At 73.8% G+C, this 23,847-nt stretch carries 23 protein-coding genes; 22 read left to right on the forward strand and 1 reads right to left on the reverse strand.

From position 1 onward, the window contains the following. Positions 1-128: 128 nt before the first annotated feature. Complete coding sequence (locus GYH36_RS09910) at positions 129-932, reverse strand: isocitrate lyase/PEP mutase family protein (RefSeq protein WP_179151474.1); 804 nt, start codon at positions 930-932, stop codon at positions 129-131. 216 nt (positions 933-1,148) lie between these two features. Between GYH36_RS09910 and argS the strand changes: the two genes are divergently transcribed. The 22 genes from argS to nucS all read left to right on the forward strand — a co-directional run bounded on the left by argS (position 1,149) and on the right by nucS (position 23,841). After that, positions 1,149-2,834 carry an arginine--tRNA ligase gene (gene argS, locus GYH36_RS09915; protein WP_024839313.1) on the forward strand — a complete coding sequence of 562 codons (1,686 nt, stop codon included), beginning with the start codon at positions 1,149-1,151 and terminating at the stop codon, positions 2,832-2,834. Then, positions 2,831-4,219 (forward strand): diaminopimelate decarboxylase, encoded by a 1,389-nt coding sequence (lysA, locus tag GYH36_RS09920; RefSeq protein ID WP_162289765.1) that lies wholly within the window; start codon positions 2,831-2,833, stop codon positions 4,217-4,219. Before argS ends, lysA begins: the two co-directional genes overlap by 4 nt. A gap of 165 nt (positions 4,220-4,384) precedes the next feature. Further along, on the forward strand, positions 4,385-5,722 hold the full coding sequence (locus tag GYH36_RS09925) for a homoserine dehydrogenase (RefSeq protein ID WP_162289766.1): 1,338 nt from the start codon (positions 4,385-4,387) through the stop codon (positions 5,720-5,722). Continuing rightward, the gene (gene thrC, locus GYH36_RS09930) at positions 5,722-6,825 is read left to right on the forward strand and encodes a threonine synthase (RefSeq protein WP_162289767.1); all 1,104 of its coding nucleotides are present in this window, start codon (positions 5,722-5,724) and stop codon (positions 6,823-6,825) included. Before GYH36_RS09925 ends, thrC begins: the two co-directional genes overlap by 1 nt. Beyond that, positions 6,825-7,748, forward strand: coding sequence for a homoserine kinase (gene thrB / locus GYH36_RS09935; RefSeq protein ID WP_162289768.1), 924 nt, complete (start codon positions 6,825-6,827; stop codon positions 7,746-7,748). Before thrC ends, thrB begins: the two co-directional genes overlap by 1 nt. Positions 7,749-7,996: 248 nt before the next feature. Beyond that, on the forward strand, positions 7,997-10,078 hold the full coding sequence (gene rho / locus GYH36_RS09940) for a transcription termination factor Rho (protein WP_115942962.1): 2,082 nt from the start codon (positions 7,997-7,999) through the stop codon (positions 10,076-10,078). Between the two features lie 166 nt (positions 10,079-10,244). Beyond that, positions 10,245-10,463: a 50S ribosomal protein L31 gene (gene rpmE / locus GYH36_RS09945; protein WP_024839307.1), complete on the forward strand. Its 219-nt coding sequence runs from the start codon at positions 10,245-10,247 to the stop codon at positions 10,461-10,463. A 171-nt stretch (positions 10,464-10,634) separates the two neighbouring features. Beyond that, positions 10,635-11,738, forward strand: coding sequence for a peptide chain release factor 1 (prfA, locus tag GYH36_RS09950; protein WP_162289769.1), 1,104 nt, complete (start codon positions 10,635-10,637; stop codon positions 11,736-11,738). A gap of 1 nt (position 11,739) precedes the next feature. Next, the gene (prmC, locus tag GYH36_RS09955; protein WP_376739820.1) at positions 11,740-12,765 is read left to right on the forward strand and encodes a peptide chain release factor N(5)-glutamine methyltransferase; all 1,026 of its coding nucleotides are present in this window, start codon (positions 11,740-11,742) and stop codon (positions 12,763-12,765) included. Then, positions 12,762-13,511: an L-threonylcarbamoyladenylate synthase gene (locus GYH36_RS09960; protein WP_162289770.1), complete on the forward strand. Its 750-nt coding sequence runs from the start codon at positions 12,762-12,764 to the stop codon at positions 13,509-13,511. The genes prmC and GYH36_RS09960 overlap by 4 nt, the downstream gene beginning before the upstream one ends. After that, complete coding sequence (locus GYH36_RS09965; protein ID WP_024839303.1) at positions 13,508-14,752, forward strand: MraY family glycosyltransferase; 1,245 nt, start codon at positions 13,508-13,510, stop codon at positions 14,750-14,752. Before GYH36_RS09960 ends, GYH36_RS09965 begins: the two co-directional genes overlap by 4 nt. Beyond that, entirely contained in the window at positions 14,749-15,270 is a 522-nt protein-coding gene (locus GYH36_RS09970; protein ID WP_196217298.1) for a Cg1360 family ATP-synthase-associated protein, read from the forward strand. The genes GYH36_RS09965 and GYH36_RS09970 overlap by 4 nt, the downstream gene beginning before the upstream one ends. A 219-nt stretch (positions 15,271-15,489) precedes the next feature. Beyond that, on the forward strand, positions 15,490-16,284 hold the full coding sequence (gene atpB / locus GYH36_RS09975; protein WP_024839301.1) for a F0F1 ATP synthase subunit A: 795 nt from the start codon (positions 15,490-15,492) through the stop codon (positions 16,282-16,284). Positions 16,285-16,392: 108 nt separating this feature from the next. Further along, complete coding sequence (locus GYH36_RS09980; RefSeq protein WP_024839300.1) at positions 16,393-16,620, forward strand: ATP synthase F0 subunit C; 228 nt, start codon at positions 16,393-16,395, stop codon at positions 16,618-16,620. Then, entirely contained in the window at positions 16,620-17,222 is a 603-nt protein-coding gene (locus GYH36_RS09985) for a F0F1 ATP synthase subunit B (RefSeq protein WP_024839299.1), read from the forward strand. The genes GYH36_RS09980 and GYH36_RS09985 overlap by 1 nt, the downstream gene beginning before the upstream one ends. After that, entirely contained in the window at positions 17,222-18,037 is an 816-nt protein-coding gene (locus GYH36_RS09990; protein ID WP_162289771.1) for a F0F1 ATP synthase subunit delta, read from the forward strand. The genes GYH36_RS09985 and GYH36_RS09990 overlap by 1 nt, the downstream gene beginning before the upstream one ends. Positions 18,038-18,145: 108 nt before the next feature. Beyond that, on the forward strand, positions 18,146-19,777 hold the full coding sequence (gene atpA / locus GYH36_RS09995; RefSeq protein WP_024839297.1) for a F0F1 ATP synthase subunit alpha: 1,632 nt from the start codon (positions 18,146-18,148) through the stop codon (positions 19,775-19,777). Between the two features lie 2 nt (positions 19,778-19,779). Beyond that, positions 19,780-20,676 (forward strand): F0F1 ATP synthase subunit gamma, encoded by an 897-nt coding sequence (locus GYH36_RS10000; protein WP_024839296.1) that lies wholly within the window; start codon positions 19,780-19,782, stop codon positions 20,674-20,676. A 91-nt stretch (positions 20,677-20,767) separates the two neighbouring features. Next, the gene (gene atpD, locus GYH36_RS10005; RefSeq protein ID WP_024839295.1) at positions 20,768-22,249 is read left to right on the forward strand and encodes a F0F1 ATP synthase subunit beta; all 1,482 of its coding nucleotides are present in this window, start codon (positions 20,768-20,770) and stop codon (positions 22,247-22,249) included. 133 nt (positions 22,250-22,382) lie between these two features. Next, on the forward strand, positions 22,383-22,652 hold the full coding sequence (locus tag GYH36_RS10010; protein ID WP_024839294.1) for a F0F1 ATP synthase subunit epsilon: 270 nt from the start codon (positions 22,383-22,385) through the stop codon (positions 22,650-22,652). 13 nt (positions 22,653-22,665) lie between these two features. Beyond that, positions 22,666-23,082, forward strand: coding sequence for a DUF2550 domain-containing protein (locus GYH36_RS10015; RefSeq protein WP_115942959.1), 417 nt, complete (start codon positions 22,666-22,668; stop codon positions 23,080-23,082). A 63-nt stretch (positions 23,083-23,145) separates the two neighbouring features. Next, positions 23,146-23,841, forward strand: a complete 696-nt coding sequence (gene nucS / locus GYH36_RS10020) for an endonuclease NucS (protein ID WP_115942958.1) — start codon at positions 23,146-23,148, stop codon at positions 23,839-23,841. The last annotated feature ends 6 nt before the right edge of the window (positions 23,842-23,847 follow it).

Raw genomic sequence — 23,847 nt, forward strand, 5'->3', positions numbered from 1 at the left:
GCACCGACGGAGACCGTCGGCGCGAGGCACGAGACTACCAGCACGTGCGGGGTGCGTGGACCCGTCCCGCACCCGGCGGGTCGGCCTCGGCCCGGGCGGGTGCGGGCGGCGTGCGACGGCCCGTGAGGCTACCGGGGCGGGGCGAGCAGCGCGTCCACGTCGGGGAGCGCGTCGAACCGCGTGAACGTGCCGGCCTCCGCCATCTCGCGCGCGGCCGCGAGCCACCCGCCCCAGGCGGCGCGCGCCAGGGTGCCGCCGACGCTGATCCGCCGGACCCCGACCGCGGCCGCCTCCGCGACCGTCGTGAACGGCGCGTTGACGAGCAGGTTCACCGGCTTCGGGGCGACCGCCTCGACGACCGCCGCGACCTGTTCCAGCGAGGCGAGCCGGGGCGCGTAGAGGCAGTCCGCGCCCGCCTCGGCGTACGCCACGAGCCGGCGCAGTGTCTCGTCGAGGTCCGGTCGGCCGACGACGAACCCCTCCGAGCGGCCGGTGAGCAGGACGCCCGTGCCGCTCGCGTCGATCGCCTCGCGCGCCGCCCGGACGCGCTCGACGGCGAGGCCGACGTCGTGCAGCGGGCGGTCCGGGTCGCCCGTGGAGTCCTCGATCGACAGCCCGGCGACGCCGGTCGTCACCGCACGGGACACGTGGGCCGCGACGCCCTCGGGGTCCACCGCGTAGCCGCCCTCGAAGTCCGCGTTGACCGGCACCGCGACGGCCGCGGCGACCGCGCCGAGGTGGTCGAGCACCTCCTCGAGGCCGACCCCGGCGTCCGGCGCGCCGCGGGTCCACGCGAACCCCGCGCTCGTGGTCGCGAGGGCGGGGAAGCCGAGCTGCTCCAGCACGCGGGCGGAGCCGGCGTCCCACGGGTTCGGCATGACGAAGCACCCGTCCTCGTGCAGGCGGTGGAACGCGGCGACGCGGTCGTCCATGACAACTCCCAGGCTCTCGGCGGAAACGGTGCATCGGCGGGACGGCGGGCACGGCAGGAGGGGTGGCTCGTCGCCCCCCGGACCGCCGTCGTCCGTGTGCCCATCCCACGCCCGGGCCACCCGGGGCCACAACCCCTTTCCCTCGCGTGCCGACCGGACGGGACGTGGTGCGGACGCCGCGACGGAACGCACCCGCGCCCTCGGTAGAATCGTCCGGTGACCCCCGACGAGCTCTCCGAAGCGCTGAGCGCTGCCCTGGCCGCCGCCGTCGCCGACGGCACCCTCGCCCTGGACCCGACCGCGGTCCCCGAGCGCGTCCACGTGGAGCGACCCCGCCAGCGCGAGCACGGCGACTGGGCCACGAACGTCGCGCTGCAGCTCGCGAAGAAGGCGGGCACGACGCCGCGCGCGCTCGCCGAGGACCTCGCCAACCGCCTCGCCGCGACGCCGGGCGTCAAGGCCGTGGACGTCGCCGGCCCCGGCTTCCTCAACATCACGCTCGACGCCGCCGCCGCGGGCGAGCTCGCGCGCACGATCGTCGAGGCGGGCCCCGCGTACGGTCGCGGCGACTCGGAGGCCGGCAAGAAGGTCAACCTCGAGTTCGTCTCCGCCAACCCCACGGGCCCGATCCACATCGGCGGCGTCCGCTGGGCGGCCGTCGGCGACTCGCTCGCGCGCGTGCTCGAGGCGAGCGGCGCGGACGTGACGCGCGAGTACTACTTCAACGACCACGGCGCGCAGATCGACCGCTTCGCGCGGTCCCTGCTCGCGCGCGCCCGCGGCCTGGAGGCGCCCGAGGACGGGTACGGCGGCGAGTACATCTCCGAGATCGCGGACGCGGTGATCGCCGACGCGACCGCGGCGGGCGAGCCCGACCCGCGGACGCTGCCCGACGACGAGGCGCAGGAGGTCTTCCGGGCCCGCGGCGTCGAGCGCATGTTCGGCGAGATCAAGGCGTCGCTGCACGACTTCGGCGTCGACTTCGACGTGTACTTCCACGAGGACTCGCTGCACGAGTCGGGCGCCGTCGAGCGCGCCGTCGAGCGCCTGCGCGCGTCCGGGCACATGTTCGACAAGGACGGCGCGACGTGGCTGCGCACCACGGACTTCGGCGACGACAAGGACCGCGTCGTCATCAAGTCCGACGGCGACGCCGCCTACATCGCGGGAGACATCGCCTACTACCTCGACAAGCGCGAGCGCGGCTTCGACGAGGTCATCATCATGCTCGGCGCCGACCACCACGGGTACGTGGGCCGCATGATGGCCGTCGCCGCCGCGTTCGGCGACACCCCGGGGAAGAACCTCCAGCTCCTCATCGGGCAGATGGTCAACCTCGTCAAGGACGGCCAGCCCGTGCGCATGTCCAAGCGCGCCGGCACGGTCGTGACGCTCGAGGACCTCGTCGAGGCCGTCGGGGTCGACGCCGCCCGCTACTCGCTCGCGCGCTCCTCCGCGGACCAGAACATCGACCTCGACCTCGACCTGCTCGCCCGCGCGACGAACGAGAACCCCGTCTACTACGTGCAGTACGCGCACTCGCGCACCGCGGCGGTCGACCGCAACGCCGCCGAGCGCGGGGTGTCGCGCGCCGACGGGTTCGAGCCCGCGCTGCTCGACCACCCGTCGGAGGCCGCCCTGATCGGGCGCCTCACGGAGTACCCACGGATCGTCGCCCAGGCGGCCGAGCTGCGCGAGCCGCACCGCGTCGCGCGCTACCTCGAGGCGCTCGCGGGCGACTACCACACGTGGTACCAGCAGAAGTCGCAGCGCGTCCTGCCCTACCCCGACGAGGAGGTGACGGACACGCACCGCACGCGCCTGTGGCTCAACGACGCCGTGCGCCAGGTCCTCGCCAACGGCCTCGGGCTGCTCGGCGTGTCCGCGCCGGAGCGCATGTGAGCACGGGCGTGCCCGGGCACCCGGGCGAGCCGTGGTCGCGCGGCGTGCGTCGCCGCGAGGACGGCGTCGTCGAGGTCGCGGGCGTCGACGTGCACCGGCTCGCGGCCGAGCACGGCACGCCCGCCTACGTGCTCGACGAGGACGACTTCCGCACCCGCGCCCGCGCGTACCGCACCGCGTTCGAGACGGCGTTCCGCGCCGTCGGGTCGGACGTCGACGTGTACTACGCGGGCAAGGCGCTGCTCACGGTGGCGGTCGCGCGCTGGGCGCGCGAGGAGGGCCTGCGGGTCGACACGGCGAGCGGGGGCGAGCTCGCCGTCGCGCTGCGCGCGGGCGTGCCCGGCCCTCTGATCGGGCTGCACGGCAACAACAAGTCCGACGCGGAGATCGTCCGCGCGCTCGACGAGGGCGTGGGCCGGATCATCGTCGACTCGCTCGTGGAGGTCGCGCGCGTCGCGCGGCTGGCCGGGGAGCGGGGTGTCGTCGCGCCGGTCATGGTGCGCGTGACGACGGGCGTCCACGCGGGCGGGCACGAGTACATCTCGACGGCGCACGAGGACCAGAAGTTCGGCCTGTCGATCGCGGCACCGCGCGGCGCGGACGGCGAGCCGGCCGGCGACTCCCCGGCCATGACGGCGCTGCTCGACGTCGTCGCGCGCCCCGAGCTGCACCTGCTGGGGATCCACTCGCACATCGGCTCCCAGATCCTCGACCCCTCGGGCTTCGAGGTCGCGGCGCGGGCGGTGCTGGACCTGCGGGCCCGGCTCGCCGCGCGCACGGGCGTGCTCGTCGACGAGGTCGACGTCGGCGGGGGCTACGGCATCGCGTACCTCCCGGGCGACGTCGCGCTCGACCCGGAGCGCGTCGCGAAGGACGTCGCGCGCGCCGTCGAGGCGGCGGCGGCCGAGCTCGGCACGCCCCTGCCGCGGTTCTCGATCGAGCCCGGGCGTGCGATCGTCGGCCCGGCGGGGCTCACGCTCTACACGGTGGGCACGGTCAAGCCCGTCGCGCTCGACGACGGGCGCGTGCGGACGTACGTGTCGGTCGACGGCGGCATGAGCGACAACATCCGCCCCGCGCTGTACGAGGCGCAGTACCACGCGGAGGTCGTGGGCCGGGCGTCGGACGCGGAACCGGTCCTCGCGCGCGTGGTGGGCAAGCACTGCGAGAGCGGCGACATCGTGGTCCACGAGGTGCTGCTCCCCGGCGACGTGCGCGCGGGCGACCTGCTCGCGGTGCCCGCGACGGGCGCGTACGGGCGCTCGATGGCGTCGAACTACAACCTCCTGACGCGCCCGCCCGTCGTGGCGGTGCGCGACGGCGCGAGTCGCGTGCTCGTGCGGCGCGAGACGGTCGACGACCTCCTCGCGCTCGACGAGGGCTGAGGCCCGACCCGCGGGGCGGGTCGCGCGGCATCCGACCCGTGGGCACGCCCCGGGCGGCGCCGCGCGGCGCCGTATCCTGTGCCTGCGGCGCCCGAGCCGGCCGGGCACGACCCGGGCCGCGCGCACGGCGTCGCACCCGTCCTGACCACCCGAGGAAGGTCCGTCGTGCCCCCTGCCGCCGAGTCCCACCCGCCCCTGCGCGTCGCCCTGCTGGGCTGCGGCGTCGTCGGTACCCAGGTCGCGCGGCTGCTGACGGAGCAGGCGGACGACCTCGCGTCGCGCGTCGGCGCGCGGCTCGAGCTCGTCGGGATCGCGGTCCGCGACGTGGCCGCCCCGCGCGACGCGGCGATCGACCGCGCGCTCCTCACGGACGACGCGGAGGGGCTCGTGCAGCGCGCGGACATCGTCGTCGAGGTCATGGGCGGCACCGAGCCGGCGCGGACCCTGCTGCTGCGCGCGATCGAGGCCGGTGCGGCGGTCGTCACGGCGAACAAGGCCCTCCTCGCCGAGGACGGCCCGACGCTCTACAAGGCCGCGGACGCCGCCGGCGTCGACATCTACTTCGAGGCCGCGGTCGCGGGCGCGATCCCCATCGTGCGCCCGGTGCGCGAGTCGCTCGCGGGCGACCACGTGCGCCGCGTGCTGGGCATCGTCAACGGGACGACGAACTACGTCCTCGACCAGATGGCCACCACGGGCATGGACCTCGAGGAGGCCGTCAAGGAGGCGCAGGCTCTCGGCTACGCCGAGGCCGACCCGACGGCCGACGTCGAGGGCTACGACGCCGCGGCCAAGGCCGCGATCCTCGCGAGCCTCGCGTTCCACACGCGCGTGTCGCTCGACGACGTCGCGCGCGAGGGCATCCTGTCCGTCACGGCCGACGACGTCGCGTGGGCCGCGCAGACCGGCCACGTCATCAAGCTGCTCGCCATCGCGGAGCTGCGCGACGGCGCCGCGGGCGTCCCCGCGGGCGTCTCGGTCCGCGTGCACCCGGCTCTCGTGCCCACGGCGCACCCCCTCGCGACGGTGCGCGGGTCGTTCAACGCGGTGTTCGTCGAGGCGGAGTCCGCGGGCGAGCTCATGTTCTACGGGCGGGGGGCCGGCGGCGCGCCGACGGCGTCCGCCGTCCTCGGCGACGTCGTCTCCGCCGCGCGGCACCGCGTGCTCGGCGGCAAGGGCCCGCAGGAGTCGACGTACGCCGAGCTCGCGATCCTCCCCGCGAGCGCGGCCGTCACGCGCTACCAGGTGCGCCTCGACGTCGAGGACCGCCCGGGCGTGCTCGCGCAGGTCGCGCACGCCCTCGCCGAGCACGGCGTCTCCATCGAGGCCGTGCGCCAGCCGACGGCCCCCGGCGGCGCGGGCGCCGCCGAGCCGGGCGTCGCCGAGCTCGTCATCACCACGCACGCGGCGCCCGAGTCGGCGCTGGCGGCGACCGTCGAGGCGGTCGCCGCGCTCGAGCCCGTCCGCACGATCACCTCCGTCCTGAGAGTCGAGGGAGCCTGATGGCCCACCAGTGGCAAGGAATCATCGCCGAGTACCGTGACCGGCTGCCCGCGCACGTGTCCGAGCGCGTCGTCACGCTCGGCGAGGGCGGCACGCCCCTCGTCGAGGCGCCGGCGCTGTCGGCGTGCACGGGCGCGCAGGTGTTCGTCAAGGTCGAGGGCATGAACCCCACCGGGTCGTTCAAGGACCGCGGCATGACGACGGCGATCTCCGCCGCCGCCGCGCGCGGCGCCCAGGCGGTCGTGTGCGCGTCGACGGGCAACACGTCGGCGTCGGCCGCGGCGTACGCGGTGCGCGCCGGCATGACGTGCGCCGTGCTCGTGCCGGACGGCAAGATCGCGATGGGCAAGCTGAGCCAGGCGATCGCGCACGGCGCGCGCCTGCTCCAGGTCGACGGGAACTTCGACGACTGCCTCGTCGCCGCGCGCAAGCTCGCCGAGGCCTACCCGGTCGAGCTCGTCAACTCCGTCAACCCCGACCGCATCGAGGGCCAGAAGACGGGCGCGTTCGAGATCGTCGACGCGCTCGGCGACGCGCCGGACATCCACGCGCTGCCCGTCGGCAACGCCGGCAACATCACGGCGTACTGGAAGGGCTTCCGCGAGTACGCGGGCCAGGGCGAGCCGGGCCACGCGGGCGAGGGCCTGCCCGCCGTGGCGACGCGCGTGCCGCAGATGTGGGGCTTCCAGGCGGCCGGTGCGGCGCCCATCGTCGCGGGCCACCCGATCACCGAGCCCGAGACGGTCGCGACCGCGATCCGTATCGGCAACCCCGCGTCGTGGGAGCTCGCCGAGGCCGCGCGCGACGAGTCGGGCGGCGTCATCGAGGCCGTCTCCGACGAGCAGATCCTCGCGGCGCACCGCGTGCTGTCGAGCGAGGTCGGCGTGTTCGTCGAGCCCGCGTCGGCCGCCGGCGTCGCCGGGATCCTCGCGCGCGCCGAGCGCGGGCTCGTGCCCGCGGGCGCGAGGATCGTCGTCACCGTGACGGGCCACGGGCTCAAGGACCCGCAGTGGGCGCTGCGCACGCCCGACGGCGCCGAGGTCGAGCCCACGCGCGTGACCGCCGACGTCGTGTCCATCGCCGACGCGCTCGGGCTCGGCTGATGCAGCTCGGCGCGGACCACGTCCAGGTGCGCGTCCCCGCGACGAGCGCGAACCTCGGCCCCGGGTTCGACGCGCTCGGCCTCGCGCTCGCGCTCCACGACGACCTCGACGTGCGCGCGCTCGCGAGCGACGAGGTCGTCGTCGAGGTCGAGGGCGAGGGCGCCGGCGAGGTGCCCGACGACGAGACGCACCTCGTGGTTCGGGCGCTGCACGCGGCGCTCGACCTCGCGGGCGCGCCGCGGACCGGTCTGCACCTGCGCTGCGTCAACCGCATCCCCCACGGCCGTGGGCTGGGCTCGTCGGCTGCCGCCGTCGTCGCGGGCGTCGCCGCGGCGCGCGCCCTCGTCGCCGACCCGTCCGTCCTCGACGACGACGCGGTGCTCGGCCTCGCGTCCGCGATCGAGGGGCACCCCGACAACGCCGCGCCCGCCGTCCTCGGGGGAGCGACGGTCGCGTGGGGCGCCGGCGGCCGGGGAGCGCGGGCCGCCCGGCTCGACGTGCACCCGGACCTGCGCGCGACGGTGCTCGTGCCGTCGTCGCGCCTCGCGACGAGCCGCGCGCGCGGGGTGCTGCCCGAGCGCGTGCCGCACGCCGACGCCGCGTTCAACGCCGGGCGCGCCGCGCTCCTCGTCGAGGCGCTCACGCGTCGCCCCGACCTGCTGCTCGACGCGACCGACGACCGCCTGCACCAGGCGTACCGGGCCGACGTCATGCCGTCGTCGTTCGAGCTCGTGCAGGCGCTGCGGTCGCACGGACTGGCCGCGACCGTGTCGGGGGCCGGGCCGACGGTCCTCGTGCTGTCCGCGGCGGCCGACCTCGACCGCGTCGAGCGCGCGGCCGACGAGCTCGTCGGGGGCAGCGCCGACTGGGTCGTGCGACGTCCCGACGTCGACACGCGCGGCGTCGTGGCGCGGCGGCACTGACCCCAGTCCTCGCGGTGCTACGATGATGTCAGCCTTCGGTCACGCTTTCCGCACCAGCATCGAGCGTTCCCCAGCGCAGACGTGCCGCGACACAGCCCGTCCGAGAGAAGGCCATCCAGCCCGCGTCAGCTGACGTCGTCGTACCACTGGCGCGTGGTAACACCTGCGCACCGGTCGGACGACCGGGCGTCGACCACCCGCGGCCCGCCCTCTGAGAGGCGGGCGCAAACGAGGGGGAAGGGTCCTTCGTGACAGACACCATCGACACCGCCACGAGCAGCGCGGCCGGTTCGGCCGCTGCCGGCGGGAACGCCCGGACCGGCGCGCTCTCCACGCTGCGCCTCCCGGAGCTGCAGGCCCTCGCCTCGCAGCTCGGGGTCAAGGGCACGTCCAAGATGCGCAAGGGCGATCTCGTGGACGTCATCCGCGCCCGCACCGGCGAGCAGAGCGCCTCCGAGCGCCCCGCCGCGTCGCGGCGCGACACGGACGGGGCGAGCGCCCCGGCCCGTGAGACCGGCGAGGCGCCCGCCGCCTCCGGGCGCGGCCGCAGCCGCCGCGCCGAGCGTCCCGCGGCGAGCCCCGCGGGCACCGAGACCCCGGCGCGCCACGACGCGCCGTCGGCCGCGAGCCGCGAGGAGCGCACCGCCGCTCCCGTGCTCGACCTGCCCGTGCGCTCCGACGAGCCGCGGGCCGAGCGCCGCGAGGGCCGTCGTGACGCGCGCTCCGAGGCCGCGGCCGCGGTGGCCGAGGCGCTCGGCGAGGGCGTCCGCACGCGCGACACCTCCAACGAGACGCCCGACGAGCGCGCGGCACGTGCCGCGGCGGCCGTCGGCCTCGTGACGGGCGACCGCGGGTCGCGCCGCTCGGGCCGGGGCGCGGGTGCGCCCCGCACCGAGGGTGACGGCGACGCGCCGCGCGGCGAGCGCCAGCGCGACCAGCAGGGCGGCGACCGCCAGCGCGAGCAGGGCGGCCAGCAGGGCCGCGGCGAGCGCCAGGGCGACCGCCGCGACGACCGCCAGCAGCTGGACGACGAGCGCGGCGGCCGCCGCCGCCGGGGTCGCGACCGCGGTCGTGACCGCGACCGCAAGCGCGGCCGCAACCGCCAGAACCCGGATCTCGCGGGCCTCGACGACATCGAGGTCAGCGAGGACGACGTGCTGCTGCCGGTCGCGGGCATCCTCGACATCCTCGACAACTACGCGTTCGTGCGCACGAGCGGGTACCTCCCGGGCCAGAACGACGTCTACGTCTCGCTCGGGCAGGTCAAGAAGGCGGGCCTGCGCCGCGGTGACGCCGTCACCGGCGCCGTGCGCCAGCCGCGCGAGGGCGAGAACCAGGGCAGCTCGGCGCGCCAGAAGTTCAACGCGCTCGTGCGCCTCGACACGGTGAACGGCATGTCGCCCGAGGAGGCGCGCCAGCGCCCCGAGTTCACCAAGCTCACGCCGCTGTACCCGCAGGAGCGCCTGCGCCTCGAGAACCCCGAGGCGACGCGTCTCACGCCGCGCGTGATCGACATCGTCGCGCCGATCGGCAAGGGCCAGCGCGGCCTCATCGTCGCGCCGCCCAAGGCCGGCAAGACGATCATCATGCAGCAGATCGCGAACTCGATCGCCGCGAACAACCCCGAGGTCCACCTCATGGTGGTGCTCGTGGACGAGCGGCCCGAAGAGGTCACGGACATGGAGCGGACGGTCAAGGGCGAGGTCATCGCCTCGACGTTCGACCGCCCCGCCTCGGACCACACGATCGTCGCCGAGCTCGCGATCGAGCGCGCGAAGCGCCTGGTCGAGCTCGGCCAGGACGTCGTCGTGCTGCTCGACTCGCTGACCCGCCTGTCGCGCGCCTACAACCTCGCGGCGCCGGCCTCGGGCCGCATCCTGTCCGGTGGTGTGGACGCCTCGGCGCTCTACCCGCCCAAGCGGTTCTTCGGCGCGGCGCGCAACATCGAGAACGGCGGCTCCCTGACGATCCTCGCCTCGGCGCTCGTCGAGACCGGCTCCAAGATGGACGAGGTCATCTTCGAGGAGTTCAAGGGCACGGGGAACATGGAGCTCCGCCTGTCCCGGAACCTCGCCGACAAGCGCATCTTCCCGGCCGTGGACGTCAACGCGTCCGGCACGCGCCGCGAGGAGATCCTCATGTCGAACGACGAGCTGAAGATCATCTACAAGCTCCGTCGCGTCATGGGCGCGCTCGACCAGCAGCAGGCGATCGAGCTGCTGCTCGGCCAGCTCAAGAAGACGCAGACCAACGTCGAGTTCCTGCTCCACGTCCAGAAGACGACGCCCGGCGGTCTCGCCGACGACGAGAACGTGGGACGCACGATCTGACCCGCGCCGCACGGCACGGGTGCCGGGCGTCCCCGGGAGCGTTCCCGGGGCGCCCGGACGATCTGGCACAATGGTTCGTCGGCCTGCGCTCGTCAGGCCGCCTGTCGCCGGTTCACAGGTGCGGTAGCCGCACCTGACCCGGAGACGTCACCCCAAGGAGAAAACCGTGAAGTCTGGTATCCACCCCGAGTACGTCGTCACCGAGGTGACCTGCACCTGTGGGAACACCTTCGTGACGCGCAGCACGGAGACGTCCGGCAAGATCAGCGCCGACGTGTGCAGCGCCTGCCACCCGTTCTACACGGGCAAGCAGAAGATCCTCGACACCGGTGGCCGTGTGGCCCGCTTCGAGGCCCGCTACGGCAAGAAGGCCGCCGGCAAGTAGCGACACCGCAGCGCCGGTGGTCCGAGCCCGACAACCTCTCCAGGGGCAGTCGGTGCGCTCGGACCACCGGCGCTGTCGCGTTGTCCGGGGGCGGTGCCGTCGCACGGCCGCCGGGCCGCGTCGCCGCACCCGCCGTCGTACCGAACCGCCGCACCGCCCGAGGAGCCGTCCGTGACCGAGTCGTTCGCCGCCGTCGAGCCGCTGCTCGCCGAGCACGCCGACATCGAGGCCCAGCTCGCCGACCCCGCCGTCCACGCCGACGCGGGCCGCGCGCGCACGCTCGGGCGGCGCTACGCCGAGCTCAACCAGGTGGTCAGCGCCTACCGCGCGTGGCGCGAGGCGAGCGGCGACGCCGAGGCCGCCGCGGAGCTCGCGGCGCTCGGGGGCGAGGACGGCGACGCGTTCGCCGCGGAGCTGCCGGCGCTGCGCGCCGCCGAGGAGGAGGCGCGCGAGCGCCTGCGCCGCGTGCTCGTGCCGCGCGACCCCGACGACGGGCGCGACGTCATCCTCGAGATCAAGGCGGGCGAGGGCGGCGAGGAGTCGGCGCTGTTCGCGGGCGACCTGCTGCGCATGTACCTGCGGTACGCGGAGCGCCGCGGGTGGAAGACCGAGGTGCTCGAGTCCACGGAGTCCGACCTCGGCGGCTACAAGGACGTGCAGGTCGCGGTCAAGGCGCGCAGCACACCCTCGGACCCGGCCGACGGCGTCTGGGCGAACCTCAAGTACGAGGGCGGCGTGCACCGCGTCCAGCGGGTCCCCGTGACGGAGTCGCAGGGGCGCATCCACACGTCCGCGGCGGGCGTGCTCGTGTTCCCCGAGGTCGAGGACGCGGGCGAGGTCGAGATCGACCCGAACGACCTGCGCATCGACGTCTACCGGTCGTCGGGCCCCGGCGGGCAGTCGGTCAACACGACCGACTCGGCCGTGCGGATCACGCACCTGCCCACGGGCATCGTCGTGTCGATGCAGAACGAGAAGTCCCAGCTCCAGAACCGCGAGCAGGCCATGCGCGTGCTGCGGGCGCGGCTGCTCGCGGCCCAGCAGGAGGCCGCGGCCGCCGAGGCCGCGGACCTGCGGCGCTCGCAGGTCCGCACGGTCGACCGCTCCGAGCGGATCCGGACGTACAACTTCCCGGAGAACCGGATCGCGGACCACCGCACGGGCTACAAGGCCTACAACCTCGACCAGGTGCTCGACGGCGACCTCGACCCGGTCGTGCGCTCGGCCGTCGAGGCGGACGAGGCCGCGTGCCTCGCGGCCGCGGGCGAGGCCTGACGTGCACGACCCGCGCGCGGGGACCAGGCCCGAGCCCGCCGCACCGGGCACGGCGTTCTCCGCCGACGACCTGCGGCGCGCCGTCCGCGCCGCCGAGGGCATCCTCGCCGAGGCGGGCGTGCCGTCCGCGCGGCACGACGCGGAGGCGCTCGCCGCGTGGTGCCTCGGCCTCCCGCGGCTCGAGTGGTACCGCCTCCCCGCGGGCGGCGCCGACCTCGGCCCCGCCCTGCCCGGCGGCACGGCGGACGGGTTCCTCGCGGCCTACGCGCAGGCCGTCGAGCGGCGCCGCGCGCGCGAGCCCCTGCAGCGCATCCTCGGGCACGCCGTGTTCCGCCACGTCACGGTCGAGGTCGTCGACGACGTGTTCGTGCCGCGTCCCGAGACGGAGACGGTCGCGCAGGTCGCGATCGACGAGGCGGCGCGGCTGCGCGACGACCCGGCGCGCGCCGGGCGCCCCCCGCTCGTGGTCGACCTGTGCTGCGGCTCGGGCGTCATCGGCGTGAGCGTCGACGTCGAGGTCCCCGGCACGCAGGTCGTCGCGGTCGACCTCTCGCCCGAGGCGGTGCGCGCGACCACGGCGAACGCCGCGCGCGTCGGGTCGGGCACCCAGCGCACGCTCGTCGGCGACGTGACGGACCCGGCGCTCCTCGCCGAGCTCGACGGCACCGTCGACGTCGTCGTGTCCAACCCGCCGTACATCCCCCCGGACGCGGTGCCCGTGGACCCCGAGGTCCGCGACCACGACCCGGACCTCGCGCTGTACGGGCGCGGCGCGGACGGGCTCGAGGTGCCGCGCGCCGTCGTGCTGGCCGCGGCACGACTGCTGCGCCCGGGCGGGCTGCTCGTCATGGAGCACGCCGAGGTCCAGGCTGCCGCCGTGCGCGAGGCCGCGACCGCGACCGGCGCGTTCGTCGACGTGCGCACGCTGCCCGACCTCACGCGGCGCGACCGGATGGTCGTCGCGCGCCGCGGCGGCGCGCCGGACGGCCCGGGACCGGCGCACGGGCGTGGAAGGATGGACCCGTGAGCTCCGTCCACCCCGTGACCGACCCGAACACCTGGGGCGCCGGCATCGACGAGGCGGTCAACGCGATCTCCCGCGGTGGCCTCGTCGTGCTGCCGACCGACACCGTCTACGGCATCGGCGCCGACGCCTTCGACGCGGAGGCGGTCTCCGCGCTCCTCGCCGCCAAGGGCCGCGGCCGCCACATGCCGCCACCCGTCCTCGTGCCCGACGCGCGCACGCTCGACGGCCTCGCGACCGAGGTGCCGGACGCCGCGCGCCGGCTCGTCGAGGCGTTCTGGCCCGGCGGGTTCACGATCATCCTGCGGGCCCAGCCGTCGCTCGCGTGGGACCTCGGCGAGACCCACGGCACCGTCGCGCTGCGGATGCCCGACCACCCGGCCGCGCTCGCGCTGCTGCGCCGCACCGGCCCGCTCGCCGTGTCGTCCGCGAACGCGACGGGCCACCCCGCGGCGCTCGACGTCGACGACGCGCGCGAGCAGCTCGGCAGCGCGGTCGCCGTCTACCTCGACGGCGGGACGGCGCCCGGGGGAGTGGCCTCGACGATCGTCGACGCGACGTCGGGCACCCTCCGGGTCGTGCGCCAGGGAGCGGTCACGCTCGAGCAGCTCCGCGAGGTCGCCGACGTCGCCGGGCCGGACGACCCGCCCGCGGCCACGACCCCGGACGCGCCCGCCGACGAGCCCGCGGACGCGACCGCCGGCGCGGGTGCCGACGGCCCCGGGGAGCCGGAGGCGAACGGCGGGTGAGGGTCTACCTGCTCGTGATGCTCGTCGCCGCGACGGTGACGTTCCTCGCGACGCCCTTCGCCCGCTGGGTCGCGCTGCGCACCGGCGCCATCACCGCGGTGCGCGACCGCGACGTCCACACGATCCCGACGCCCCGGCTCGGCGGGGTCGCGATGCTCCTCGGCCTCGTCGTGGCCGTGGTCTTCGCGTCGCAGATGCCGTTCCTCGAGGGCGTGTTCGTGGGGGAGGTCGCGGGACGGCTCGTCGCGGACCCCCGCGCGTGGGGGATCGTCGGCGCGGCGGCGATCGTGTGCGTGCTGGGCGTCGCGGACGACATCTGGGACCTCGACTGGATGACGAAGCTCGCGGGCCAGGTGCTCGCGGCGGGCCTCATGGCGACGCAGGGCGTCGTGCTGTTCACGCTCCCCATCGGGATCGGCGACCAGCAGCTCATCTGGTCCTCGCGCCTCCAGCTCGCCGCGACGATCCTCGTGGTCGTCGTCGCGATGAACGCCGTGAACTTCGTCGACGGCCTCGACGGGCTCGCCGCGGGCCTCGTCGCGATCGGCGGCTCCGCGTTCTTCGTGTACTCCTACGTGCTCACCCAGAAGGCGAGCGCCGACGACTACTCGAGCCTCGCGACGCTCGTCATCGCCGCGCTCGTCGGCATCTGCGTCGGCTTCCTGCCGCACAACTTCCACCCGGCCCGCATCTTCATGGGCGACTCGGGCTCGATGGTCCTCGGCCTCGTCATGTCCGCCGCCGCGATCGTCGTGACGGGCAAGATCGACACGAGCGCCCTCTCCGGCGCGCAGCAGATCCCGGCGTTCATCCCGATCCTCCTGCCGCTCGCGGTCATCCTCCTGCCGCTGCTCGACATGGGCATGGCCGTGGTGCGCCGCGTCGCGCGCGGAAGGTCGCCGTTCCACCCCGACCGCATGCACCTGCACCACCGGATGCTCGCGCTGGGCCACTCGCACCGGCGCGCCGTGCTCATCCTCTACGTGTGGACGGCCGTGTTCGCGTTCGCCGCCGTCGCGCTCGTCCAGTGGCACTGGCACGGCGTCGCCGTGGGTCTCGGGGCCGCCGTCGTGGTGGCCGCGCTCCTCACGCTCGGACCCCTGCGCACGCGCGGGCGCTTCCTCGACGACGACGCCGCGCCGGCCGTCGAGGCGCCCTCCGCGCCCCCCACCGACCCCCCGCCCGCCGCCCCGGCGGCGTCCCCCGCCGTGCCCTCACCGCCGAAGGAAGCCCTGAGATGACGACGAGCCAGCCCGACCCCGCCCGCCCCGACGAGACCCCCGCCGGGACGACCGACCCCGCCGCGCCGGCAGGAGCGCCGTCCACGGAGCAGACCGTCGGTCCGCAGGGCGAGGCGGTGCGCGCGGTGTTCCGCACGGCGCTGCGCGACGTGCTCGTGCTGCTCGGTGCGCTCACGGTCCTCGGCGTCGCGGTCGGGGCGCTCGTGGCCGGGCTGCCCGGCGTGTGGGGCGCGCTCCTCGGCGTGGGCGTCGCGCTGCTCTTCTCCGCGACCACCGTCTGGGCGATGCTCCGCACGGTGGACGCGACCCCGACGACGACCGCCGCGGTCGTCATGGGCAGCTGGCTCGCGAAGATGGTCGTGCTGATCGTCATCCTCGTCGTGCTGCGCGGCATGGACTTCTACGACCGCTGGGTCTTCGCGGGCGTGCTCCTCGTCGGCGTGATCGGCTCCGCGGTGCTCGACTACCGCGCCGTGACGAGGGGCCGCGTCCCGTACGTGGAGCCCGGCGCCCGCTGACCCGGCACGCCGGGCCCGGTCCGTCCAGGGCCCCAGGTCCCGGACGGCATGAGCAAAATGTCACAAGCGGCCCCGGAGCGGCCTGAGCACGCCGGTCCATACGTTAGGCTACTGGCGAATCCATGACGGCCAGGTCCGACGGCGTGCCCACCCATCGGGTGAGGGCTGCCCGGACCACACGACCATTGGGAGTCCACCCTGTCCACGCTTGCGACCCCCGTGCTCCTCGCTGCATCCGAGAGCGAAGGTGGCTTCCACGCGCCGTCGATCGCCGACTTCTTCCCGCCGGCCATCCTCTTCGAGGGCACGATCTTCCAGATCGACCGCATCTGGATCATCCGGATCGTCGCGACGATCGTCCTGCTGACGATCTTCGTCGTCGGCGCACGGCGCGCGAAGCTCGTGCCCGGCCGGTTCCAGAACGCCCTCGAGATGCTCATCGACTTCGTGCGGGTGCAGATCGTCGAGGAGATCATGGGGAAGGAGAACGCCAAGCGCTTCGTCCCCATGATCGCGACGATCTTCTTCGCCGTCCTCGCCTTCAACATCACGAGCGTGATCCCCGGCCTCAACCTGGCCGGGTCGTCGCGCATCGGCATCCCGATCGTCCTCGCCCTGTGGGTGTTCGTCGCCTACTGGGCGGTCGGCATCAAGAAGCACGGCTTCGGCGGCTACCTCAAGAACAGCCTCTTCCCGCCGGGAGTCCCGGGCCCGATCTACCTGATCGTCACCCCGATCGAGCTCCTGCAGATCCTCATCATCCGGCCCGCCTCCCTGGCGATCCGACTCGCGGCCAACATGATCGCGGGGCACATCATGCTCGTGCTCTGCTTCGCGGCGACGCAGTACTTCGTGTTCGAGGCGCTCCCCGCCATGAAGGCGTTCGGCGTCCTGACGTTCGCCGGCGGCTTCGCGATCACGCTGTTCGAGATCCTCGTGGCCTTCCTGCAGGCCTACATCTTCGCGCTCCTCGCCGCCGTGTACATCAACATGTCGCTCGAGGAGGAGCACTGACCCCCCGGGTCGTGCACCGACTCCGCTCCACCAGACACACCATCAAGCGCAGTACCAACGCGACGCCCGGTCATCCGGTCGGGCGCCCAACGGAAGGAACGAGCAATCGTGGACGTCACCACTCTCGCTGAGGTCACCGGCAACATCGGCACCGTCGGTTACGGCCTCGCCGCGATCGGCCCGGGCATCGGCCTCGGCATCCTGATCGGCAAGACCATCGAAGGCATGGCCCGCCAGCCCGAGGTCGCCGGGCAGCTCCGCGCGACGATGTTCATCGGTGTCGCGTTCGTCGAGGTGCTCGCGCTGCTGGGTCTCGTCGCCGGCTTCCTGTTCTGATGACGGCGCTGGCTGACGCCGCGCTCAACGTCGCGGCGGAGACGGGCGAGGAGCACGAGGGCATCGAGCTCTTCCTCCCCGCCGGGTACGACCTGCTGTGGTCGACCGTGATCCTGGTCGTCATCGCGATCGTGTTCTACAAGGCCGTCCTGCCGAAGTTCCAGGCGATCCTCGACGAGCGCACCGCGAAGATCGAGGGCGGCCTGGCCAAGGCGGAGTCCGCGCAGGCGGAGGCCGCGGCGGCGCTGGCGGAGTACCACCAGCAGCTGCAGGAGGCGCGCGCCGAGGCGGCGAAGATCCGCGAGGAGGCCCGTGCCGAGGGCTCGGCCATCGTCGCGGACCTGCGTGCGAAGGCGTCCGACGACGCCGCGCGCATCGTCGAGACGGCGCACCGCCAGATCGAGGCCGAGCGCCAGCAGGCCGCGGTCTCGCTGCGCAACGACGTCGGTCTGCTCGCGACGGAGCTCGCGTCGAAGATCGTCGGCGAGTCGCTCGCCGACTCGGCGCGCCAGAGCCGCGTCGTCGACCGCTTCCTCGACGAGCTCGAGGCCGCGGGTCCCGCGGCGGCGAGCGCGGCGGGCACGGCTTCCGAGGAGCGCTGATGCGCGGAACGAGCGGCGAGTCCCTGGCGCAGGCGCGGGACCGGTTCGAGCCGGTCCTGCGCTCGGCGGGAGAGGGCGCGCTCGCCCTGGGCGAGCAGCTCTTCGCGGTCACCGCGGCGTTCGACGGGTCGGCGCCGCTGCGGCGCTCGCTCGCGGACCCGTCGCGGTCCGGGGCGGACAAGGCGGCCCTCGTGTCCGCCGTCCTGTCCTCGGGCTTCGACGAGCGGGTCGTGGACCTCGTGGTCGGCCTGGTCCGCTCGCGCTGGACGCGCGAGACCGACCTCGCCGACGCGACCGAGCGCCTGGGCCTGGACGCGGTCCTCGCGTCCGCCGAGGCGCGCGGGGCGCTCGAGAAGGTCGAGGACGAGCTGTTCCGCACGTCGCGCGCCCTCGTCGGGCAGCGCGAGGCGCGGCAGCTCCTCTCGGACGAGACGACCGACCCCGACCGTCGCGCGGCCTTCCTGAAGGCGCTGCTCGGCGGCAAGGTCGACCCGGTGACCGAGGTGCTCGCCGTGCACGCCACGCGCGCGCTGCGCGGTCGTCGGTTCGTGCCGACGCTGGGCTGGATCGGGGAGGTCGCGGCCGAGCGCCGTCAGCGCCTCGTGGCCTCGGTGACGTCGGCCACGGTGCTCTCCCAGGCCCAGCTCGACCGCCTCGCGGGGCTGCTGGAGCGGGCCTACGGGCGGGCCGTGCAGCTCAACGTCACGGTGGACCCCGCCGTGCTCGGCGGGCTCCGCGTCCAGGTGGGGGCCGACGTCGTCGACTCCACCGTGCTCTCCCGGCTCGCCGACGCGCGCCGACGTCTCGCGAGCTGACGAGCCGACCTTCCGACCGACGACCGTCCTGCCGGCCACCGGCCGCACAACCGACAAACGTTCGACCGCACCCGAACCACGAGGTGCGGCCACGACAGGAGAAGAGCAATGGCTGAGCTGACGATCCGGCCGGAGGAGATCCGGGCCGCTCTGGACAGCTTCGTGAAGTCCTACGAGCCCGAGGGCGCCGTGTCCGAGGAGGTGGGCCGGGTCACCCTGGCCGCCGACGGCATCGCCCAGGTCGAGGGTCTGCCGGGCGCGATGGCCAACGAGCTGCTGCGCTTCGAGGACGGGACCCTCGGTCTCGCCCTCAACCTCGACGTCCGCGAGATCGGTGTCGTCGTGCTGGGCGAGTTCACCGGCATCGAGGAGGGTCAGGAGGTCCGTCGCACGGGCGAGGTCCTCTCGGTCCCCGTCGGTGACGGGTACCTCGGCCGCGTCGTCGACCCGCTGGGCAACCCGATCGACGGCCTCGGCGAGGTCGCGACCGAGGGTCGCCGCGCCCTGGAGCTCCAGGCTCCCGGCGTCATGGCCCGCAAGTCGGTCCACGAGCCGCTGCAGACCGGCATCAAGGCGATCGACTCGATGATCCCGATCGGCCGCGGCCAGCGTCAGCTGATCATCGGCGACCGCCAGACCGGCAAGACGGCGATCGCGATCGACACGATCATCAACCAGAAGGCGAACTGGGAGTCGGGCGACCCGACGAAGCAGGTCCGCTGCATCTACGTCGCCATCGGTCAGAAGGGCTCGACGATCGCGTCGGTCCGCGGCGCCCTCGAGGACGCCGGCGCGCTGGAGTACACGACGATCGTCGCGGCCCCCGCGTCCGACCCGGCCGGCTTCAAGTACCTCGCGCCCTACACCGGCTCGGCCATCGGCCAGCACTGGATGTACGGCGGCAAGCACGTCCTCATCATCTTCGACGACCTGTCGAAGCAGGCCGAGGCCTACCGCGCCGTGTCGCTGCTCCTGCGCCGCCCGCCGGGCCGCGAGGCGTACCCCGGTGACGTCTTCTACCTGCACTCCCGCCTCCTCGAGCGTTGCGCGAAGCTCTCCGACGAGCTCGGCGCGGGCTCGATGACGGGTCTGCCGGTCATCGAGACGAAGGCGAACGACGTCTCGGCGTACATCCCGACGAACGTCATCTCCATCACGGACGGGCAGATCTTCCTCCAGTCCGACCTGTTCAACGCGGACCAGCGCCCCGCCGTCGACGTCGGCATCTCGGTGTCCCGCGTCGGTGGTGACGCCCAGGTCAAGGCGATGAAGAAGGTCTCCGGCACCCTGAAGCTCGAGCTCGCGCAGTACCGCTCCCTCGAGGCGTTCGCGATGTTCGCGTCCGACCTCGACGCGGCCTCGCGCGGCCAGCTCCAGCGTGGTGCGGTCCTCATGGAGCTGCTCAAGCAGGGCCAGTACTCGCCGTTCCCCGTCGAGGAGCAGGTCGCGTCCATCTGGGCCGGCACCAAGGGCAAGATCGACGACGTCCCGGTCGAGGACGTGCGTCGCTTCGAGTCCGAGCTGCTCGACCACCTGCGCCGCAACACGGACGTCTTCTCGACGATCGCCGAGACCGGCAAGCTCGAGGAGGAGACCGAGGCGCAGCTCGCGCAGGCGGTCGACGCCTTCCGTGCCGGCTTCCTCAAGGGCGACGGCACGCCGCTCGTCGGTGGCGACACCGAGGACGAGGCCGAGACGGAGATCGAGCAGGAGCAGATCGTCCGTCAGAAGAGGGCCTGAGCATGGCCGGATCCCAGCGCGTCTACAAGCAGCGGATCAAGTCGACGCAGTCCCTCAAGAAGATGTTCCGCGCGCAGGAGCTCATCGCCGCGTCCCGCATCGGCAAGGCGCGCGACCGCACCGCGGCCGCGTCGCCGTACGCCCGGGCGATCACCCGGGCCGTCTCGGCCGTCGCGACGCACTCGACGACGCAGCACCCGCTGACGAGCGAGCGCACGGACACCAACCGCGTCGCGGTCCTCGTCGTGGCGTCCGACCGCGGCATGGCCGGCGCCTACTCGGCGTCGATCATCCGCGAGACGGAGCGCCTCGTCGAGCGTCTCGTCGCGGAGGGCAAGGAGGTCGCGCTCTACGCCGCGGGCCGCCGCGCCATCTCGTACTACTCGTTCCGCGGGCGCACGCTCGCCGGCACGTGGTCGTACGGGTCGGACGCGCCGAACTCGGAGATCGCGGGCGAGATCGCGGACGCCCTCCTCGGGGCGTTCCTCGCGCCGGTCGCGGAGGGCGGTGTGAGCGAGCTGCACATCGTGTACACGCAGTTCGTCAACATGGTCACGCAGCGCCCGCGCGTGGTGCGGATGCTTCCGCTCGAGGTCGTCGAGGGCGTGGCCCCGGCGGGCAAGCACGACGTGCTCCCGCTGTACGACTTCGAGCCGTCGCCCGAGGCCGTGCTCGACGCCCTGCTCCCGCGCTACGTGCGCAGCCGGATCTTCAGCTGCCTCCTCGACGCCGCGGCGTCCGAGCTCGCGGCGCGCCAGCGGGCGATGCACACGGCGACGGACAACGCGGAGGACCTCATCCGCAACTACACGCGGCTGGCCAACCAGGCGCGCCAGGCGGACATCACCCAGGAGATCAGCGAGATCGTCTCGGGTGCCGACGCCCTGGCGGCGTCATGACGGGCCGCGAGGCCCGCACGGCCAGCACCAACACCGACATCCTGACCGACACCGCCGGGGCCCTCCCCGGCACTGCGAAGCGAGGCCAGCAATGACCGCCACCACCGTGGAAGCACAGGTCGAGCACTCCAGCGGTCCCGGCGTGGGCCGAGTCGCTCGTGTGATCGGCCCCGTCGTGGACATCGAGTTCCCGGCGGACGCCATCCCCGACATCTACAACGCGCTGACCGTCGAGATCGACCTCTCGTCGCAGGGCGAGGGCGAGAAGTCCTTCACGCTCACGCTCGAGGTCGCCCAGCACCTGGGCGACTCCCTCGTCCGCGCGATCGCCCTCAAGCCGACGGACGGCCTCGTCCGCGGTGCCCAGGTGACCGACACGGGCGCGCCCATCAGCGTCCCCGTGGGCGACGTCACCAAGGGCAAGGTCTTCAACGTCACGGGCGAGGTGCTCAACGCCGCCCCGGGCGAGACCGTGGAGATCACCGAGCGCTGGCCGATCCACCGCAAGCCCCCGGCGTTCGACCAGCTCGAGTCGAAGACCACGATGTTCGAGACGGGCATCAAGGTCATCGACCTCCTCACCCCGTACGTGCAGGGTGGGAAGATCGGCCTCTTCGGCGGTGCGGGCGTCGGCAAGACGGTCCTCATCCAGGAGATGATCCAGCGCGTCGCGCAGGACCACGGCGGTGTCTCGGTGTTCGCCGGTGTCGGCGAGCGCACGCGTGAGGGCAACGACCTCATCCACGAGATGGAGGAGGCGGGCGTCTTCGACAAGACGGCCCTCGTCTTCGGCCAGATGGACGAGCCCCCGGGCACCCGTCTTCGCGTCGCGCTCTCCGCGCTGACGATGGCGGAGTACTTCCGCGACGTGAAGAAGCAGGACGTCCTGCTGTTCATCGACAACATCTTCCGCTTCACGCAGGCGGGCTCCGAGGTGTCGACGCTGCTCGGCCGCATGCCGTCCGCGGTGGGCTACCAGCCGAACCTCGCCGACGAGATGGGCCTCCTCCAGGAGCGCATCACCTCGACGCGCGGTCACTCGATCACGTCGCTCCAGGCGATCTACGTGCCGGCGGACGACTACACCGACCCGGCCCCGGCCACGACGTTCGCGCACCTCGACGCGACGACGGAGCTCTCCCGTGAGATCGCCTCGCGCGGTCTGTACCCCGCGGTGGACCCGCTCGCCTCGACGAGCCGCATCCTCGACCCGCGCTACGTGGGCCAGGAGCACTACGACGTCGCCACGCGCGTGAAGTCGATCCTGCAGCGCAACAAGGAGCTCCAGGACATCATCGCGATCCTCGGTGTGGACGAGCTCTCGGAGGAGGACAAGACGGTCGTCGCGCGTGCGCGCCGCATCCAGCAGTTCCTCTCCCAGAACACGTACATGGCCGAGAAGTTCACCGGTGTCGCGGGCTCGACCGTGCCGCTGAGCGAGACCATCGAGGCGTTCAAGAAGATCGCGGACGGCGAGTTCGACCACATCGCCGAGCAGGCCTTCTACAACATCGGTGGGCTCGAGGACCTCGAGCGCAACTGGGCGCGCATCCAGAAGGAGTACGGCGCCTGATCCGACGCACACGCGGGGCCGGGCCGCTCGGTCCGGCCCCGCGGGCGTCGCACCCGGACCCGGCCCGCGCCTCGCGGACCGGTCGTCGTCCCGGACACCACGCCGGGCATGAACCGCCTTCGAAGGAGTTCCCGTGGCACAGCTGAACGTCGACCTCGTGGCGGCGGACCGCAAGATCTGGTCGGGCCGCGCGCAGCGGGTCACGGCCCCCGCGGCCGACGGCGAGATCGGCATCCTCGCCGACCACTCGCCGCTGCTCTCCGTGCTGCGCGAGGGCTCGGTGCGCATCGTCGCGGAGGGTGAGTCCCTCGAGCTGCGCGTCACCGGCGGGTTCCTCTCCGTCGACTCGAACCAGGTCACGATCGTCGCGGACTCGGTCGAGTCCGTACCGGCCTCGCGCTGACCCTCGGACGACCATGACGCCCCTGGCCTGGATCGCGATCGGACTTCTCGTCCTGCTGATCGTCGCGACCGGGCTGGGGGCGTGGCGTCTGCGCGCCCTGTCGCACCGCGTCGGGTCGTTCGAGTGCGCCGCGCGCCGCACGGGCGTCGCGGGGGCGCCCTGGGTCGCCGGGATCGCGCACTACGGCGTCGGGCGCATCGACTGGTGGCGCCTGTGGTCCGTGTCGCTGCGCCCCGCGCGCACCTGGTCGCGCTACGACCTCGTCATCACGGGCCGCGAGCCGTTCTCCGGCGACGGCCCCGACGCCTACCTCGTCCGCTGCCGCTACCGCGGCCAGGACTTCGAGCTCACGATGTCGCGAGCCGCCTACGAGGGGCTCGCCTCCTGGCTGGAGGCCGCGCCGCCCGGGCGCCGCGACGTCGTCGTCTGACGCGTCGCCCGCGGGCCGACGCCCCACCGGACCGCCCCACCCCCGTCCCGGAGGACCTGCCCCATGCGCCTCGTCGTCGCCCGCTGCTCCGCCCGCTACACCGGCCGCCTCTCCGCGCACCTGCCGCTCGCGACGCGCGTGCTCATCGTCAAGGCCGACGGGAGCGTGCTGCTCCACTCCGACGGCGGCTCGTACAAGCCCCTCAACTGGATGAGCCCGCCGTGCACCCTCGCGGTCCGCGAGCCGTCCGAGGAGGCGCGCGAGCGCGGCGTGACCGAGGTCTGGGCCGTGCAGCACGCGAAGAGCGACGACCGCCTGGAGATCGAGCTCCACGAGGTCCAGCACGACAGCTCGCACGAGCTCGGCATCGACCCCGGGCTCGTCAAGGACGGCGTCGAGGCCCACCTGCAGGAGATGCTCGCGGCGCAGATCGAGCTGCTGGGCTCCGGGCACACGCTGGTGCGCCGCGAGTACCCCACGGCGATCGGGCCGGTCGACATCCTCGCGAAGGACGCCGACGGCGGGACCGTGGCCGTCGAGATCAAGCGCCGCGGCGACATCGACGGCGTCGAGCAGCTCACGCGCTACCTCGAGCTGCTCAACCGCGACCCCCTCCTGGCGCCCGTGCGGGGCGTGTTCGCCGCCCAGGAGATCAAGCCGCAGGCGCGCGTGCTCGCGACGGACCGCGGGATCGGCTGCCTCGTGCTCGACTACGACGCGATGCGCGGCGTGGACGACGTGGAGTCGCGCCTCTTCTGAGCCCTG

This window comes from Cellulosimicrobium composti, from assembly GCF_010287905.1.
Lineage (GTDB): Bacteria > Actinomycetota > Actinomycetes > Actinomycetales > Cellulomonadaceae > Cellulosimicrobium > Cellulosimicrobium composti.

Bases quoted from the DNA above. Each gene is read 5' to 3' on its own strand.
- GYH36_RS09990 (WP_162289771.1), top strand. From the start codon at position 17,222: ATGCGCGGAACGAGCGGCGAGTCCCTGGCGCAGGCGCGGGACCGGTTC.
- GYH36_RS09910 (WP_179151474.1), bottom strand. From the start codon at position 932: ATGGACGACCGCGTCGCCGCGTTCCACCGCCTGCACGAGGACGGGTGC.
- thrC (WP_162289767.1), top strand. From the start codon at position 5,722: ATGGCCCACCAGTGGCAAGGAATCATCGCCGAGTACCGTGACCGGCTG.
- thrB (WP_162289768.1), top strand. From the start codon at position 6,825: ATGCAGCTCGGCGCGGACCACGTCCAGGTGCGCGTCCCCGCGACGAGC.
- GYH36_RS09985 (WP_024839299.1), top strand. From the start codon at position 16,620: ATGACGGCGCTGGCTGACGCCGCGCTCAACGTCGCGGCGGAGACGGGC.
- nucS (WP_115942958.1), top strand. From the start codon at position 23,146: ATGCGCCTCGTCGTCGCCCGCTGCTCCGCCCGCTACACCGGCCGCCTC.
- GYH36_RS10000 (WP_024839296.1), top strand. From the start codon at position 19,780: ATGGCCGGATCCCAGCGCGTCTACAAGCAGCGGATCAAGTCGACGCAG.
- GYH36_RS09970 (WP_196217298.1), top strand. From the start codon at position 14,749: ATGACGACGAGCCAGCCCGACCCCGCCCGCCCCGACGAGACCCCCGCC.
- atpA (WP_024839297.1), top strand. From the start codon at position 18,146: ATGGCTGAGCTGACGATCCGGCCGGAGGAGATCCGGGCCGCTCTGGAC.
- GYH36_RS10015 (WP_115942959.1), top strand. From the start codon at position 22,666: ATGACGCCCCTGGCCTGGATCGCGATCGGACTTCTCGTCCTGCTGATC.
- atpD (WP_024839295.1), top strand. From the start codon at position 20,768: ATGACCGCCACCACCGTGGAAGCACAGGTCGAGCACTCCAGCGGTCCC.